At 35.6% G+C, this 14245-nt stretch carries 17 protein-coding genes, 1 tRNA gene and 1 pseudogene; 12 read left to right on the top strand and 7 right to left on the bottom strand.

What is annotated here, in order from left to right; translation table 11 throughout:
• Positions 1 to 106: 106 nt before the first annotated feature.
• Together A0739_RS00830 and A0739_RS00835 are read left to right on the top strand one after the other, a co-directional pair.
• On the top strand, positions 107 to 1378 hold the full coding sequence (locus A0739_RS00830; protein ID WP_061586745.1) for a replication-associated recombination protein A: 1272 nt from the start codon (positions 107 to 109) through the stop codon (positions 1376 to 1378).
• A gap of 263 nt (positions 1379 to 1641) precedes the next feature.
• A tRNA-Lys gene (locus tag A0739_RS00835) sits at positions 1642 to 1714 on the top strand.
• Between the two features lie 86 nt (positions 1715 to 1800).
• Here the strand turns inward: A0739_RS00835 and A0739_RS00840 are convergent.
• Genes A0739_RS00840 through A0739_RS10765 form a run of 4 tightly spaced genes read right to left on the bottom strand, consistent with a single transcriptional unit; the run spans position 1801 to position 4347 of the window.
• On the bottom strand, positions 1801 to 2940 hold the full coding sequence (locus A0739_RS00840; RefSeq protein WP_002911106.1) for a site-specific integrase: 1140 nt from the start codon (positions 2938 to 2940) through the stop codon (positions 1801 to 1803).
• Position 2941: 1 nt separating this feature from the next.
• Positions 2942 to 3130: a DUF3173 domain-containing protein gene (locus tag A0739_RS00845; protein ID WP_000369785.1), complete on the bottom strand. Its 189-nt coding sequence runs from the start codon at positions 3128 to 3130 to the stop codon at positions 2942 to 2944.
• A gap of 11 nt (positions 3131 to 3141) precedes the next feature.
• Positions 3142 to 4119, bottom strand: a complete 978-nt coding sequence (locus tag A0739_RS00850; protein WP_002896713.1) for a hypothetical protein — start codon at positions 4117 to 4119, stop codon at positions 3142 to 3144.
• A 45-nt stretch (positions 4120 to 4164) separates the two neighbouring features.
• On the bottom strand, positions 4165 to 4347 hold the full coding sequence (locus tag A0739_RS10765) for a hypothetical protein (RefSeq protein WP_002916824.1): 183 nt from the start codon (positions 4345 to 4347) through the stop codon (positions 4165 to 4167).
• Positions 4348 to 4553: 206 nt separating this feature from the next.
• Between A0739_RS10765 and A0739_RS00860 the strand changes: the two genes are divergently transcribed.
• The 5 genes from A0739_RS00860 (at position 4554) to A0739_RS00880 (ending at position 8978) form a co-directional block, all read left to right on the top strand.
• Positions 4554 to 5066 (top strand): helix-turn-helix domain-containing protein, encoded by a 513-nt coding sequence (locus A0739_RS00860; protein ID WP_002896716.1) that lies wholly within the window; start codon positions 4554 to 4556, stop codon positions 5064 to 5066.
• A gap of 218 nt (positions 5067 to 5284) precedes the next feature.
• Positions 5285 to 5800, top strand: coding sequence for a DUF308 domain-containing protein (locus A0739_RS00865; protein WP_061586782.1), 516 nt, complete (start codon positions 5285 to 5287; stop codon positions 5798 to 5800).
• 767 nt (positions 5801 to 6567) lie between these two features.
• Positions 6568 to 7173, top strand: coding sequence for a DUF1269 domain-containing protein (locus tag A0739_RS00870; protein ID WP_000432802.1), 606 nt, complete (start codon positions 6568 to 6570; stop codon positions 7171 to 7173).
• Complete coding sequence (locus A0739_RS00875) at positions 7169 to 7618, top strand: helix-turn-helix domain-containing protein (protein ID WP_061586746.1); 450 nt, start codon at positions 7169 to 7171, stop codon at positions 7616 to 7618. Before A0739_RS00870 ends, A0739_RS00875 begins: the two co-directional genes overlap by 5 nt.
• A gap of 214 nt (positions 7619 to 7832) precedes the next feature.
• Positions 7833 to 8978, top strand: coding sequence for a low temperature requirement protein A (locus A0739_RS00880; protein WP_000209242.1), 1146 nt, complete (start codon positions 7833 to 7835; stop codon positions 8976 to 8978).
• A 153-nt stretch (positions 8979 to 9131) separates the two neighbouring features.
• On the opposite strand, the gene A0739_RS00885 is transcribed toward A0739_RS00880, so the two are convergent.
• The gene (locus A0739_RS00885) at positions 9132 to 10613 is read right to left on the bottom strand and encodes a M protein trans-acting positive regulator PRD domain-containing protein (protein WP_061586747.1); all 1482 of its coding nucleotides are present in this window, start codon (positions 10611 to 10613) and stop codon (positions 9132 to 9134) included.
• 310 nt (positions 10614 to 10923) lie between these two features.
• Here A0739_RS00885 and A0739_RS00890 point away from each other — a divergent pair, with 310 nt between their 5' ends.
• The 5 genes from A0739_RS00890 (at position 10924) to A0739_RS00910 (ending at position 12845) form a co-directional block, all read left to right on the top strand.
• Positions 10924 to 11160: a GlsB/YeaQ/YmgE family stress response membrane protein gene (locus A0739_RS00890; protein ID WP_000964741.1), complete on the top strand. Its 237-nt coding sequence runs from the start codon at positions 10924 to 10926 to the stop codon at positions 11158 to 11160.
• Between the two features lie 99 nt (positions 11161 to 11259).
• The gene (amaP, locus tag A0739_RS00895) at positions 11260 to 11823 is read left to right on the top strand and encodes an alkaline shock response membrane anchor protein AmaP (RefSeq protein WP_061586748.1); all 564 of its coding nucleotides are present in this window, start codon (positions 11260 to 11262) and stop codon (positions 11821 to 11823) included.
• 10 nt (positions 11824 to 11833) lie between these two features.
• Entirely contained in the window at positions 11834 to 12004 is a 171-nt protein-coding gene (locus A0739_RS00900; RefSeq protein ID WP_045616759.1) for a DUF2273 domain-containing protein, read from the top strand.
• Positions 12005 to 12015: 11 nt separating this feature from the next.
• Complete coding sequence (locus A0739_RS00905) at positions 12016 to 12600, top strand: Asp23/Gls24 family envelope stress response protein (RefSeq protein WP_045616757.1); 585 nt, start codon at positions 12016 to 12018, stop codon at positions 12598 to 12600.
• A gap of 41 nt (positions 12601 to 12641) precedes the next feature.
• Entirely contained in the window at positions 12642 to 12845 is a 204-nt protein-coding gene (locus A0739_RS00910; protein ID WP_000102420.1) for a CsbD family protein, read from the top strand.
• A 219-nt stretch (positions 12846 to 13064) separates the two neighbouring features.
• Here A0739_RS00910 and A0739_RS00915 read toward each other — a convergent pair.
• Together A0739_RS00915 and A0739_RS00920 are read right to left on the bottom strand one after the other, a co-directional pair.
• Positions 13065 to 13585: pseudogene (locus A0739_RS00915) on the bottom strand (hypothetical protein).
• A 68-nt stretch (positions 13586 to 13653) separates the two neighbouring features.
• Positions 13654 to 14178, bottom strand: a complete 525-nt coding sequence (locus tag A0739_RS00920; protein WP_061586749.1) for a hypothetical protein — start codon at positions 14176 to 14178, stop codon at positions 13654 to 13656.
• Between the last annotated feature and the right edge of the window lie 67 nt (positions 14179 to 14245).

Below are 14245 nucleotides of genomic sequence, written 5' to 3' on the forward strand. Positions count from 1 at the left end.
TTTCTATGCGACTCTTTAATCGCCCCGATTGCTCGGAAATATGCTAAAATAGATACTACCATCTTACCACATATACATCAGAAAATCCATGTTAGAAAGGACTGCTATGCCAGACAATCTCGCGCTTCGCATGCGCCCCAAAACCATCGACCAGGTCATCGGTCAGGAGCATCTAATCGGACCTGGAAAAATTATCCGTCGCATGGTGGAAGCCAATCGTCTGTCCTCCATGATTCTCTACGGACCTCCAGGAATCGGAAAGACCAGTATCGCCTCTGCCATCGCTGGGACCACCAAGTATGCCTTTCGGACCTTTAATGCGACAGTCGATAGTAAGAAGCGACTGCAAGAAATTGCTGAAGAGGCTAAATTCTCAGGTGGACTAGTTCTGCTACTGGACGAGATTCACCGACTAGATAAAACCAAGCAAGATTTTCTACTTCCCCTCTTGGAAAGTGGTCTGGTCATCATGATTGGGGCTACGACTGAAAATCCTTTCTTTTCTGTCACTCCAGCCATTCGTAGTCGTGTTCAGATTTTTGAGTTAGAACCCTTGGCCAATCAAGATGTTAAAGAGGCGATTCAAATCGCTCTAACTGACCCTGAACGTGGCTTTGATTTCCCAGTTGAGCTAGATGAGGATGCACTGGATTTCATCGCGACCTCTACAAATGGAGACCTGCGTTCTACCTTTAATTCACTAGATTTAGCCGTCCTCTCTACTCCAGAAAACGAAAAGGGAACTCGTCATATCACCCTCAGCATCATGGAAAATAGCCTGCAACGCAGTTATATTACAATGGATAAGGATGGGGACGGTCACTACGATGTCCTCTCAGCCCTGCAAAAGTCCATCCGTGGCTCGGATGTCGATGCCAGTCTCCACTACGCGGCCCGCTTGATTGAAGCTGGTGATTTACCTAGTCTCGCTCGTCGCTTGACTGTTATCGCCTATGAGGATATCGGTTTGGCCAATCCTGAAGCTCAGATTCATACCGTAACTGCTCTAGATGCTGCTCAAAAGATTGGTTTCCCAGAAGCTCGCATTCTCATTGCCAATGTGGTGATTGATTTGGCCCTTTCTCCCAAATCCAACTCAGCCTATGTGGCGATGGACAAGGCACTTGCTGACCTTAAAACATCAGGGCATTTGCCTATCCCTCGACACCTGCGCGATGGCCACTACAGCGGAAGCAAGGAACTTGGGAATGCGCAAAACTATCTCTATCCGCACAACTATCCTGGAAACTGGGTCAAGCAAGACTATCTGCCAGAAAAAATCAAAGACCAGCGCTATTTCACTCCGGAAGATACTGGCAAGTACGAACGGGCCTTGGCGCAACGCAAGGAAACCATTGATAAATTACGGGACTTGTGAAATCCTTTTCAAATAATTGCATTTTCCTCTTGATTTTTTTTGAAAAAGTGGTATCATATAAACATAGAAACGCTGTGGTGTACGACTTCACACTTAAGTGTTGACCGACTATTTTTTGTATTATTAGGGAAACAAAAGTCTTCTAACAGCATGTAGGCCGTCTCACACGGAAACAGCTTCAGTTAGAGCGAGTTGCCCACCTGCTTAATTGCGCGGGTTCAATACAAACCGTGAAGTTTCGGCACCAATACAGCTTTTTCTTTGCCTCCTTAGCTCAGTTGGTAGAGCAGTAGACTCTTAATCTATGGGTCGCAGGTTCGAGCCCTGCAGGGGGCATCTAAATCAACAGGAAAAAGCCTTGATTTATAAGGCTTTTTTGCTTGTCTATAACTGATTTGCCCCATCATTTGCCCCACATTTTTTTATGAGCAATCTTTCCAAACATCTCTAATTTGATTAAATTCTTCAAAAATTTTCTCTTCTAAAGTGTGTCCATATACTTCTACTAACATTGAAATATCTCTATGCCCTAGAATTTTTGCAATAACTCCAAGGTCAAATCCTTTGTGCCAGAGGTAGCTTCCATAGGTATGACGTGCTCCTTTTGTCGTGATAATTGGATAAATATCTAATTCATTTAAAAGAACACTCAAAGCTTTATTGACACTTGCAATATCTGGTACCAAGTGAATATATCCATAATGCTGAAAAATCATTTTATACCTATTCTTGATTCCTAGCTCTTTATTAGCCTTCTCCTGTTCAATTTTTAGGACTTGTAATATCTTAATACATTCTTCGTCTATCGGTACCATCCGAATAGACGTTTTATTTTTTGGAGGGACAAATTTATGAGAAAGGGTATTAAACCTCCTATATGTTTTTAGCAGTCCTCTGTCAAAGTCAACTTCATTCCAAGTTAACGCTATTAACTCTCCAAACCTCATGCCTGTTTTTAATAGAAAATAGACAATATAAGGAACAATTGAACGTTGGTAATCAAATTTTCTCTTTACTGCTAAAAGTAAATCCAGATAGTCCTTTTCTGTATGTAAATATTTCTCTTCTGTCATCTGTTGTTCTTTGGATGAAAATAACTCGACATGTTGTGTAAAATCATCTATTAGAACTTTGTCTGCAATTGCCATTTGGATGCTCTGATGAATCCCAGTATTCAATCTACCAAGAAAATTTCTACCAACTGTTTGTCCATACTTATTCATAATTCTTTGGTATTCACTCGCACGAATTTGAGTGACTTTTTTATTTCCAAATAATCTTTCAATTGTGTTTTTACGGAGAAGATATTTTTTCTTTGTCTCTTCCGACCTACTACTCGGTAGAATTTTTAGTTCAAGCCATTCTTGATACAGATCTACAAGAGAAATATCTCTAGAAATTCTTTTTCCTAAACGAAGTTCTTGCAGAATCGGTTCAGCTTCTGACTCTGCAAGTTTTTTTGTTTTAAAACCGCTATTATGAACAACAGTTTTCCCTTCGCTACGAATTTCATAGGTCCATAAATTACTATCTCCTCGCTTTCGATAACGAACACTTGCCATATTACGCCACCTCAGTTCCTAGAATCTCATTTACAACACTTTTTGGAACAACCATCAAACGTTTGCGATTATAAAATGTATAGCCTCGTGAGACAAGTAATTCTCTTGCCTGATGAATGATATCATTTGCTGTATGAGGGCGATAGCCCATTTCAATTAATTCTTTGTTACTAATTAAATTATTGTCCATAGTTATCCTCCTTATTTATTTTCTAAATTCAGAAACTCGCCTACAAGTAGTTGTAATTCTGCATTTAATTTAGGGAGATTCTGTATTAATACTTCTTTTAATTCTTCCGCAAATTGGTTCGTTTCTTCTCTCAATAGTTTGCGGACTCTTGTTTTTTTCTTTTTGATGCTGTCTGATTTTAAATTTGGAAAAGCCAATGATAACAGTTCAGGATTGTTGAGAAAGATAATTGTAAATGCTCTTTGCTCCACTCGAATATGTTCTAGCTTATAAAATCCGAAATTATCAAGTCGATTCATAACATCTTGGACCATCTCCTCACCAATCGCTTTGGTTCTAAGTTGGAATTCCAGTCTCCACCAAAACGGATTTACAGCCAAATCTAGCTTCTCATCGCGCTTGTGAGCAATGATTTCTTTATTCTTATCATATAACCTAACTTGTACATTACTACCGCTAGAACCCCAATATTTCGTCTCTAATTCACCCCCTCTACCATAGAAGACCTTATGGGTAACACCACCTTTAATATGTTGCAAATTAACGATTTCAGGCCTATTGAAAATGTCAAATGCCAAATCAAAACGAGACAAACGTACTGTCAATGAATTCAATCTAGCAAAGTACATTAATTGCCTCCATACTTTCATTCCATCAAATTCTTTTAAAGTATTAGGATTGAAATCAATTCGAATCAATTGTTCATTTCCATAAGTGGATAATTGAAAAAATATAATATTGATTGAATCATACTCATTAAAATCTTTAGCTAAAGTAAATACATCATCTCGTACGTTATCATGTATTTCAAATGAATCAACTCTTGTACTTATTGCCTGTTTCAGATTTTTAAAAATTTGTCTTAGGGAACCAATGTCTGTATCCCAGATAACCGTTAATCTATCAATACTGACATCTAACCGCTGTACTAATTCTCCTACATCACATCGTTCTTGAATACTTCTTAAATCTTGTATAGAAACCAACAAAATTGTCCCCCCTTCTTTTAGATTTTTTAGGTTTCAGAAACACCGTCAAATCAACGATTGCTCGTTCCGTCGTTCTTTGGGCGTTGCCCTAAGTGTCCCTTTTTGCTGGCTGTTAGAATAGCCAGCTTTTGCTTGGCTAGAAATTGTCTGGACGGCAGTCTGCAGGACTTCGCCTGACTTCCCGTCAGGCTCGTCCCTTGTCCTTGTCCACACAATTTCTAGCTCCAAGGCTTCGAATAGTCGTAAGTCATAGTCTCGTTCTCAACTTCCTCCTCACTCACTGTTCCTAAACTTATGAGCTATTTTTATCGTTTATAACTTATTTTTAAGTTATAAATATATTTTATAAAAAATATTTTAGTTAGTCAACTAAAAACTTGATTTGTAAGTTTATAGGTGATAAAATAAGTTAAAAATAAAAATAGGAGTTTCCCATGACCTTTATTATTCAAAATTTTGGACCCAATTTGGCACGACTACGCATAGAAAAAGGGGTAAGCCAAACTCAACTAGCTGAAGATTTAGGAATCGGTAAACAGTCCATCTCTGATTACGAAAAACAAAAAAGCTATCCTACCTTTGCAAATTTGGATAAGATAGCAGAATATTTTAATGCAACTCCAACCCAACTCTTTGGAACGAGTAAAGAGATTGAGTTAGAAAAGAGTGTTCTTGAATCTAATGAATACTCTGATAAAGTAAGTGAAATCTTAAAAGCTGTCAAATACATCGAGCATTTCCTACATACTGATGGACAGTACTTAGAGGATTTACTTTACCTAACAAGAGGCAACCAACTATACACAGAAGATGGAAAAGAGTTGTATATTGATCCAACTTCTCAGAAAAGAACACTTCATACCCAATATGAACCTGGTTTTATTGTAGCAAGGGATAAATCTCCACTAGAACTCTTAATTGAAAATAAGGAATTGTTTGATAAATAGAAAAAGCGAGGATAACCTCGCTTCAGATTGAAGTTAAAATCTTTAGAAGACACTTTTATAAGGACTTTGTCTTCAATCTGTGAAAAGGAGTGAAAACTCCTTTTCTTTTTGTAAGTCAGACTGAAACTTCCAAATTGTTTATTTATTTTATTGACATTTTCTATAAAAATAAGTACAATAGTCTTATTATCAAACTATACTATATAGGGGGTATTGAAATGAAATTTTCTAATCGTTTACTGCTATTCCTTGCAGGAGTTGTTTTTGTCCTTTTAGGACTTTTCCTATTTACAAACCCAGTAGCTAATCTTGTTGCTTACAGCTGGTGGATTGCATTTGGTTTACTGGTTTCTTCTATAGCAGCTATTTTAGGCTATTTCTCTGCACCAAAAGAGCTTCGCTCACCTGTTTATCTTTTCCAAGGATTTGTTAGTCTTCTCTTAGCTCTTTACCTCGTTGCTTATGGCTTTGTGACCCTGCCGGTCGTCATTCCGACCATTGTAGGAATTTGGTTAATTGTAGAAGCCATTATTGCTTTCTTTAAAGGCAATCGTCTAGGATTGATTTTCCCTATTATTGGTAGCAATATCACGTGGGTAGCCTTGCTTGCATTTTTACTAGGTCTAGTGATTCTGTTCAATCCAGTGGCTACAGGTGTCTTTGTCGTTTATGTCATTGCCTTTTCATTTTTAGTTACTGGCTTCACCTACATTATTGAGGCCTTTCGTAAATAGTCTAGTTGCTATTTCTATCGCATTCAAAAAAGCTGGGAAATCATATTCTCAGCTTTTTCGTCTCTTTAATTATCACTTTTTCGCATTCCATTCTACGTAGAATTGCTCTAAGTATTCTTCCAAAAAGTGATGGCATAGTGCTCTAGCATTCGATAAGTTGGAATAATAACCGGTCGAGAACGGGGCATCGACTCAATCATACCGAAAATAAAAGAGCGAATGTTATCTGCAAAAAGAAAGCTTAGATTCTTTGCGATTTCAACAAAAAAAGCACTGTTTGTACTGACCCCAAAAAGTTAGACAAGTAATTTAAGTGAAGGATTTAGTTCTGTATTTCACAGGACTAATGTAAGTGGCTCATTTGGACTATCCTCCTGTTTTGTTTTGTCACTTACAGTATAGTCCTTTTAGGCTTTTCTTGTATTTTGAGTTTAACTAGCACCACGGGTATTATTTTTCCTTTTACTTACCAGATAGAAGTTAAAACTTAATTGAAAAGAACCATTTAATTTAACTAATGCATGTTCTTAAAATTTCCTAAGTCTACCAACAGCTCTATCTAAATCTTTCTTTTTAATCAAAATTTTAAAATTGCCTAATTTATAGAATATAAGTTTTTAAATAAAAATTTAATCTTTTTGTAATATATTGTATATTGCATAAAAGATTATTGTATGCTACAATTCACCTTGTGTAGCAGTAGTTTGTACTACTAAATATAGGAGATTTTATTCTATCTCTATAAAGTAATAAAGGAGTGTAAGCCCATGGAAAATGTTGTTGTCTCAATTTTTCATATTGAAAGTGAAGCCTTTCAGGCCTTTTCAGAATTAAAACAGTTTGTTCAAACTGAAAATACAAAATTAGCTCAGGCTTCAATTGTAAAAGCTGAAAATGGTGTTGTTAACGTCAAAGATAGCTTTGATTTGATGAATTCCCTAGGAGATGATTATTTCGAAGGCGGATTAATTGGTAGTTTAATCGGAATTTTAGGTGGACCACTAGGTGTTCTCTTTGGTTTTGCTACTGGTGGAGCAATTGGCGCCTCCGTTGGTTCAGACAAAGAATTGATCAATTCGGCATTAATTACAACCGTTAGTAAAAAGTTGACTAATGGCGAAGTAGCTATTATTGCACTTGTACAAGAAAATGATGAATCTGTTTTAAATGCTATTTTTGAAAAGTATCAGGTTGACATTGCTAGATGGGATGTCGCTACTGTTGCGGCAGAGATAGAGTCAGCTCTCAAAATTCAAGAAGATTTAGAGCATCAAGCTAAAGCTCGCTTAATTGCGGATAAAAAAGAAGCTCGTCGTGAAAAATTTGATAAATTGAAAGCTAGTATTAAAGAGAAATTTTCGAAAAAAAATTAACAGACTGAAGAGACTGAGGTATTTAGGAATCGGTAAACAGTCCATCTCTGATTACGAAAAACAAAAAAGCTATCCTACCTTTGCAAATTTGGATAAGATAGCGGAATATTTTAATGCAACTCCAACCCAACTCTTTGGAACGAGTAAAGAGATTGAGTTAGAAAAGAGTGTTCTTGAATCTAATGAATACTCTGATAAAGTAAGTGAAATCTTAAAAGCTGTCAAATACATCGAGCATTTCCTACATACTGATGGACAGTACTTAGAGGATTTACTTTACCTAACAAGAGGCAACCAACTATACACAGAAGATGGAAAAGAGTTGTATATTGATCCAACTTCTCAGAAAAGAACACTTCATACCCAATATGAACCTGGTTTTATTGAAGCAAGAGATAAATCTCCACTAGAGCTCTTAATTGAAAATAAGGAGCTATTAGATTAAATAAAAAAAGCGAGGATATCCTCGCTTTTCTATTGTAAAATCTTATTCTTCATTATCAATCATCAAACACTCCGCCTGTAAGCTGGTACGTGAGGTAAATGTGCTCCAAGGTTTTTACAATTCGCGCCACATGAAATTATTTAAGCATATCCTTTTCTTTCATTACCATTTTCTGTTATAATGTATTGTATTTCTAAAGTAGAAAGGTATTAATATGACAACTCTTATTAAGCATAAACGTGTAGAATTTTCAGAACTATTTTATGACCTAGTGTTTGTTTTTGCAATTTCAAAAGCAACTGCTTTAATTCACCCTCTTCATAGCGGTGTTGTGGCTTGGGATTCTTTACTTGATTTCTTCATCTCTGTCATGGTTATCATCAATTCCTGGATGATTCAAACCATTTATACCAATCGCTATGGAACAAACTCGTTATTTAACATGGTAATCATGTTTATCAACATGGGACTTATGCTCTTTATGTCCAATATGATTGGATACAATTGGCAACAATGGTTCTATTATACCTGTTGGGCTGTTGGTACATTGACCCTTACCTTATTTTTTCAATATTTGGTTGAATTTTTTAGAAAATCAACCGATAATACTGATCGGGAAAGTATCAAAGGTTTTCTATGGTTAACAGGTCTAGGAAGTTTAGGAGTCTATCTGGCAGCTCTTTTTCCTATTTACGTTGGAGTCTATATCTTTATTGCTAGTATTCTGCTAACATTTATTGTGCCAATTTTCTTGATTACTAAAGATGAGCATTTCCAGGTAAATCTTCCCCATTTAATCGAGCGCGTCTCCCTTCTTGTGATTATTACGTTTGGAGAGATGGTTGTTGGGCTAGCTAGCTTCTTTACAGTCGAGAATTTCTCGATTTATTCGGTTCTCAATTTCGTTATCATGCTTTCCCTGTTCTTGTTTTATTTTGGCGAATTTGACCATGCTATTGATGAAGGATCTAGTCAAAAGGGATTATTTGTAATTTATAGTCACTATCCTATTTTCATCGGGCTTATGTTGATGACAGTTTCGATGGGTTATCTCCTGAATCCCGAGGCTAATCTTCTCGTTGCAATCAGCTTCTTTTATATCGGAATTGGCCTCTTCCAAGCTGCTGTCCTAGCAAATGGGCCCTATAACAAAAACTATCTTCGCTATCCGAGAAGTTACTACTGTGCTCAAGCGACACTCTATCTGGCTGCCTTGATTCTCTCTTTGCTTTTCGCTTCTAATCCTATAACAGTGTTGAGTATTGCAACCATTTTTACTCTAGCTATAGCCATTCATTTTATTTATTTTTATGTGACACAGAATAAAAAATATTCCAAATCTAACTGGGGGTTCTTTTAATGAGTTTATAACATAAAAAAGCTTTGGGAACCAAGGCTTTTTTGTTTGTTCTGAACTAAGAAATGACAAGATTATTAGGATATTCTAAGTCTAATATAGATGGAATTCTTTTCTTATAAGAAAAAACGCTAGATAGCGTTTTTTTATTCTTAGTTACTCGTCTAATCGAATAAACATCATTGCGTTAAGCAAAGAGATGAGAGCAACTGTATTGACATTATTGGAATAGATCAGTCTCTTATTTTCAATAGGAGGAATAATAAAATTAGAAATAATGATGTCGTAAGGTGATTCTTTTAGAGCATCAAGTGATAACTCTAATTCACTCCAAACTTCCAGTTCAAAATTGTTACTGCAATAGTAAGCAAGTGTCTCTGCTACTGATTTTGCATGATACTGATCAAAATTACTCATGACCAAAACCTTTAATTTAGGTTGATTTTGTAAAATATTTAGCACCAAGTGTTTGCTATGAGTGATAAAAGTATAGGACAAATGATTGACTTTCATTGAATTACGATCCATATCCAAAGCCTCTAGATAGTGTTCAATCCCTTCCTTCACCTCTGAAACAAATCGAGGGAAAATATTTTGAAAGTTTTTGATTGTATTGCCTTTTTGATCAAATAGGATAAACTCTGTCGATAATTCCTGGCGATGCAGATGCGCCGTATTATGCAGATGCCAAATCAGATTGTCTCTATTGTCTACTTGGAGATTATACTCTCTTGATACCTGATCTACTAGATCGCCCAATAACTGATACGATTTTTTTACATAGCTGTCTGTTTTTGCATGGTTCAGAAATACTTCTTCATCTATGAAAAACATTTTTTGAAAATAGGATACAAATAGTTGACCGATCACTTCTTTATTCAAAGAGATATGATATTCAGAATCAAAACTCGCTACAATCTCGTTGATTCCTTCTGCCTGCATAAACGATTCCAACAATTGATTGTTAAAAGAGTCTCTCTCAACTTCCATGAAATGACCAAACTTTATGCGATATAAATTTGTAACCAGAAGTAATTTTAACATTCTATGAGTTGATAAATTCATCGGGAAAGAAGTTGCTTTATAGACTAATTCCAATAATTGAGACAAGGGTTCTTGAGAAAAATCTTCAAAGGGCCATTCAAGGAAATAATATTTCTCTGAAAAATACTGGGCAAAAAAGTAACGGATATCGATTTCATTTCCAGTGATTTGAACTGGATTGAGGCTAATTTCAAAACGATATTGCTTCTTAATAATTTTATTAATATGACTGATGATACGGTAAAGAGAGGAAGAACTGATATAAAACTCTTTGCAAATACTATCAGTATCACATCCTTCATTAAAAAAGATAAATTCTAAAATTGAAAAGTGGGTTGAATGCTTAAAAAAATGATGATAGACCATCTCAATATCACTATCATCGGTATTAATGATACGGATGCCGTTTGTTGAGGAATGAAATATCAAGTCAGGAAAGGAAGACCTGACCTGGGACAAGTCATCTTTTACAGAACGTTCTGCACAATGCAATAATTCTGCTAGTTCCGAAATATGAAACCAGCGTTTGTTTTCAAATAGTAATTCTAATAATTCTAATTGTCTGTGACTCTTTTTCGATAATAAATCTCTCATGAATAGCTTTTCTCTCTTTATAATAAACTAAACGATTGCCTATCAATCTTCATGCAATTATACCATATAGAGTGCATTTATCCTCTTACAACGACTTTTGCTTGTCATCAAAAGACTAGTCTAATCCCTTAGAAACCCAGTAGCATCAATCTTTTCTTATTTATTTGTACCTTTGGTGTGTTTTTATAATACGTAATTTAAGACAAATTATTATCTTTCCATATTTAAATATTATATAATTAATTTAATCAAAGGAATTGATTTTCTGAAATTGATTCTTTGATTTAGAAATAGAAAAGGAGGATACACTATGTTGTGGTCCATTATTGTAGGAGGTCTTATTGGTCTCATCGCAGGTGCAATCACTAAAAAAGGTGGTTCAATGGGATTGATTGCAAATATCTTTGCAGGTCTTATCGGTTCGTCTGTAGGGCAATCACTTCTAGGAAGCTGGGGACCTTCATTGGCTGGAATGGCTATTATTCCGTCAATCGTAGGTGCTGTGATTGTTGTTGCAGTCGTTTCATTTCTATTTGGTAAAAAATAAGCATTACCTAATAAGAAATTAAAAGTGATAAGCCATAATTTTGAATACTGTAGACGGGTAAAATTATGGTTTAAAGCTTTTCAATTGAAAGGATTTAATATGTCAAAATCAAAGAAAATATTGTTACTTATTTTCTGTATCTTAATCTTGACTATTTTCCTTCCTATTCTCATAGATTATCATCAGGTCAGTGATTTAGGAATCCACTTATTCAGTTGGAGAGAACTCTACGCTGAATTTCTGATTGCTAGATATGTCTTTTGGGGGACACTTGTCCTATCTGTTTTAGTTTTAATTTCAATGTTAGTGATACTCTTTTATCCTAAGCAATATCTAGAGATTCAATTAGAAACTCAAGAAGATACATTAAAACTAAAAAATTCAGCTATCGAAGGCTTTGTTCGATGTTTGGTTATTGATCATCAGTTGATCAAAGAACCAACGGTCCATGTAAATAGCCGCAAAAATAAATGTTTCGTTACTGTAGAAGGGAAAATTCTTCCTTCAGACAACATCTCAAATCGATGTCTAGTCATTCAGAATGAAATAACTCATGGATTAAAGCAGTTCTTTGGTATTGAACGTGAGGTAAAACTTGAAGTTAAAGTTAAAGAAGTTGAACCTCGAAAAACGACCAAAAAGACTGTTAGTCGTGTAAAGTAAGGAAGTAAAAATGGAATGGTTTAAAAAATATCAGTATCCAATTATTGCCGGTTTAGTAGGTGTCATTCTCGCTTGCTTTATCTTATCCTTTGGCTTTTTCAAAACACTCTTTGTGTTAATCTGTGGAGGCTTAGGAGCATTTGCTGGATACTATGTTAAGGAAAAATATTTAAATAAATAAAGGAGTCTCGTATGTCAAACGTAGATAAAAATGTAGAAAAAAAAGATGTTGCTGTTGTTTCTCAAGATGTTAAAGGGGAACTCACTTATGAGGATAAAGTAATCCAAAAAATCATTGGTCTTTCACTTGAAAAAGTACCTGGACTTTTGGATGTGGATGGAGGATTCTTCTCTAATCTAACAGAAAAAATTATCAATACGGATAATGTCACTCATGGTGTCAATGTTGAAGTTGGGAAAGAGCAAGTTGCAGTTGACTTGAACATTGTTGTTGAGTACCAAAAGAATGTCCCTGCTTTGTACAAAGAAATCAAAGATGTTGTGGTATCACAAGTTACAAAAATGACTGATCTAGAAGTTGTTGAAGTCAATGTGAATGTTGTTGATATCAAAACGAAGGAACAGCATGAAGCAGATTCAGTTAGCCTCCAAGACCGAGTAACTGACGTGGCTTCTTCAACAGGAGAATTTGCTTCAGAACAATTTGAAAAAGTGAAATCTGGTATTGGTTCAGGTGTTGCTGCTGTTCAAGAAAAAGTAGGCGAAGGTGTTGAAGCCGTTAAGGGCGAAACAAAGGAAAAAGCTCGCGTACACTAATTCATCTGATCAAAATCAATCAATTTAAAGGAGGCAGAATCATGTCAACAGAAGAAAAATTAAATCAAGCAAAAGGTTCCATTAAAGAAGGTGTCGGCAAAATGATTGGCGATGAAAAAATGGAAAAAGAAGGAGCAGCTGAAAAAGTTGTTTCTAAAGTAAAAGAAGTTGCTGAAGATGCAAAAGACGCTGTCGAAGGCGCTATTGAAGGTGTTAAAAACATGCTTCACAAAGACGAAAAATAAGACTAAAAGTTAATTGACCTTTTCATCTATAGTAGTCAAAAAGAGGACCGCAAATGTCCTCTTTTTTCGTAGATCGAATTCTAAACACGTTTCCCAATTTTCGCTAAAAGGAATTGTCAGTAGGAAAAAACCTTGGAATCAAGGCTTTTTGCTTGTTTAAAATAATAGCTCCCTTTTTAAAGAAAGAAAATTGAAAGGCTTACACACTACTAGACTGGCTTATTTATTCACCACCTGAGCTTCAAATTGGGCTGGTTGGTTGTCTACGTTGGTAATGGTTATCGTGTAGGGCTTGTTATTGGTGGCATCAAACACTTTTTCACCTTGGTAACTCACAACAACTCCATCTTTTTCTAAATAAATATCTGGTTGGGTGTTTGGAAGTTCTTCATCCTCCTCGTCCAAACCATGGCTTTTTATAATTTTTTGTTCCTCTACTCCATAATATACATCACCATTTCTCTCACTCCAAACACTTGAGCCAGTTAATTTAATTCTGCTTGAATCATTTTTCTTCAAGATGAAGAGTGAATAGTATTCTAGATCTTGTGTTCTGGGATTTACTCTTAAGCTGACCGATTCCCTGGTTGAAGAGTGTATTTGCCATAGTTCAAAACTGAAAGGACAAACCAGATTAGCAGCAAACTATACAAGACTCCTATAATCATTCGTGAGCGCCTACTTTTAAACAAACGTAAAAGTAAGACAAAAGAGACAATAAAGAGCAATTCTGTAAACATTTTGTCCCCCTTTCTTATCATCGTTGGCACTCTGAATAGAGCCTCGCTTCCATTTCTCACTAGTAACATTAACCATACAAAGTCTGATACATCTTATCTAGAAAAGCTTTCAACTCTTTTTGAACAATCTTTAACAGGCGTTCTTCTTCGGCTTGAGAGATGTTCACACTTTCTTTATTTTGATTACTAATATAAGAATAGTAACTACGTTTTAGGGTTAATTGATTATCTAAAATATAGTAGACATTTATTTTTTCCTCATTTACCATTGTTTCAAATAAAACCGAGACTTCATCCCTACTAGGATTCAATATTTTCAGATCGATGTCTCCTTTTATCTCTATGGAGTCAATTCCTCCATCCAAGCGGATAGCACCGTCGGGAGGAACGACATAGCCCGCTTTACGGATGTCAGGTGCATATTTTTCTGATACCATCAAACGTTGTAAGACGACTATATTGTCCTGTTCTTCAAAAGAAGTTTTTAATTGGAACCGTTCTTGGTGGCTTTGATACTGAAAATAAAGATTGATACCAACAACTAAGGCAAGTACAGAAGCGAGCAAGATTCGTATTTTTCTACATCTCGACATGTTTATCTCCTCTATCTAAGAAATCATAGAAATCTTGTTTCTAACTTTGAAAGATAACTTCCTTTTC

It is taken from the genome of Streptococcus oralis (genome assembly GCF_001588645.1).
Classification (GTDB): domain Bacteria; phylum Bacillota; class Bacilli; order Lactobacillales; family Streptococcaceae; genus Streptococcus; species Streptococcus oralis_AB.

Coding starts and splice junctions, on each gene's coding strand:
- A0739_RS00905 (WP_045616757.1), top strand. CDS start 12,016: ATGTCAAACGTAGATAAAAATGTAGAAAAAAAAGATGTTGCTGTTGTT.
- A0739_RS00890 (WP_000964741.1), top strand. CDS start 10,924: ATGTTGTGGTCCATTATTGTAGGAGGTCTTATTGGTCTCATCGCAGGT.
- A0739_RS00830 (WP_061586745.1), top strand. CDS start 107: ATGCCAGACAATCTCGCGCTTCGCATGCGCCCCAAAACCATCGACCAG.
- A0739_RS00885 (WP_061586747.1), bottom strand. CDS start 10,613: ATGAGAGATTTATTATCGAAAAAGAGTCACAGACAATTAGAATTATTA.
- A0739_RS00840 (WP_002911106.1), bottom strand. CDS start 2,940: ATGGCAAGTGTTCGTTATCGAAAGCGAGGAGATAGTAATTTATGGACC.
- A0739_RS00860 (WP_002896716.1), top strand. CDS start 4,554: ATGACCTTTATTATTCAAAATTTTGGACCCAATTTGGCACGACTACGC.
- A0739_RS00865 (WP_061586782.1), top strand. CDS start 5,285: ATGAAATTTTCTAATCGTTTACTGCTATTCCTTGCAGGAGTTGTTTTT.
- A0739_RS00920 (WP_061586749.1), bottom strand. CDS start 14,178: ATGTCGAGATGTAGAAAAATACGAATCTTGCTCGCTTCTGTACTTGCC.
- A0739_RS00845 (WP_000369785.1), bottom strand. CDS start 3,130: ATGGACAATAATTTAATTAGTAACAAAGAATTAATTGAAATGGGCTAT.
- A0739_RS00910 (WP_000102420.1), top strand. CDS start 12,642: ATGTCAACAGAAGAAAAATTAAATCAAGCAAAAGGTTCCATTAAAGAA.
- A0739_RS00900 (WP_045616759.1), top strand. CDS start 11,834: ATGGAATGGTTTAAAAAATATCAGTATCCAATTATTGCCGGTTTAGTA.
- amaP (WP_061586748.1), top strand. CDS start 11,260: ATGTCAAAATCAAAGAAAATATTGTTACTTATTTTCTGTATCTTAATC.
- A0739_RS00870 (WP_000432802.1), top strand. CDS start 6,568: ATGGAAAATGTTGTTGTCTCAATTTTTCATATTGAAAGTGAAGCCTTT.
- A0739_RS00880 (WP_000209242.1), top strand. CDS start 7,833: ATGACAACTCTTATTAAGCATAAACGTGTAGAATTTTCAGAACTATTT.